We start from the raw sequence: 657 nt of genomic DNA, 5'->3' as shown, positions 1-657 counted from the left end.
CCGGATACATCATGATCAGCAAGCCGATCGCGATGGGCAGCGAGACACCATCGACCGAGATGGCCGAGAGCGCATCGTTCAGGCCTGGGATCAACCGACCCAGGAGCAACCCGGCGACCATCGCCACCCCGATCCACACCGGCAAGAACCGGTCGAGGGTGGAGAGCTTGCCGACGACCGCGGGATGCTCCGGCGTGTTCGTAGCGGTACTCACGCGGTCACCAACGTGTCTGCGGTGGGATCCGCTGAACTCAGAATCGATGAAAGCTGCTGCAACGCAGCAGGAATAACCCAGTAATACACCCACGTTCCCCGGCGCTCGCAGTCGAGCAAACCCGCCTGCCGCAACACCTTGAGATGGTGGGAGATGGTGGGTTGGGACAGATCGAAAGATTCCGAGATGTCACACACGCAGGCCTCCCCGCCGGCATGGCTGGCCACCAAGCTCAGCAGCCGCAGCCGCGCCGGATCGCCCATCGCCTTAAACATGCGCGCGAGCTCCACGGTCGCATCGGCACTGAGCGGTTCCTGCACCAACGGCGTACAACACGCCTCGCCTGCCACGACAGGCAACTCGTTCTGCTTCGACATACGTCTATATTGACAGACCTCAAACTACCGAACAAATGAACATCGGCTGAACGCCAACCGCGCTGA

The 657-nt window shown here is 61.5% G+C and carries 1 protein-coding gene and 1 pseudogene; both read right to left on the bottom strand.

Translation table 11 applies throughout. The annotated features are described in order from the left end of the window. Positions 1–214, bottom strand: a pseudogene (locus tag B3T59_RS13170) (arsenical-resistance protein); the annotation flags it as partial. Next, complete coding sequence (locus B3T59_RS13165) at positions 211–591, bottom strand: ArsR/SmtB family transcription factor (protein WP_064862668.1); 381 nt, start codon at positions 589–591, stop codon at positions 211–213. The gene B3T59_RS13165 and the pseudogene B3T59_RS13170, both read right to left, overlap by 4 nt. Positions 592–657 lie beyond the last annotated feature (66 nt).

The sequence above is a fragment of the Gordonia sp. UBA7860 genome (assembly GCF_002500165.1).
Lineage (GTDB): Bacteria > Actinomycetota > Actinomycetes > Mycobacteriales > Mycobacteriaceae > Gordonia > Gordonia sputi.
The sequence above is the reverse complement of the archived record's forward strand: the minus strand, read 5'-3'. Positions and strand labels throughout refer to the sequence as shown.

What these genes read in the sequence shown, in the direction of transcription:
- B3T59_RS13165 (WP_064862668.1), bottom strand. Translation starts at nt 591, where the DNA reads ATGTCGAAGCAGAACGAGTTGCCTGTCGTGGCAGGCGAGGCGTGTTGT.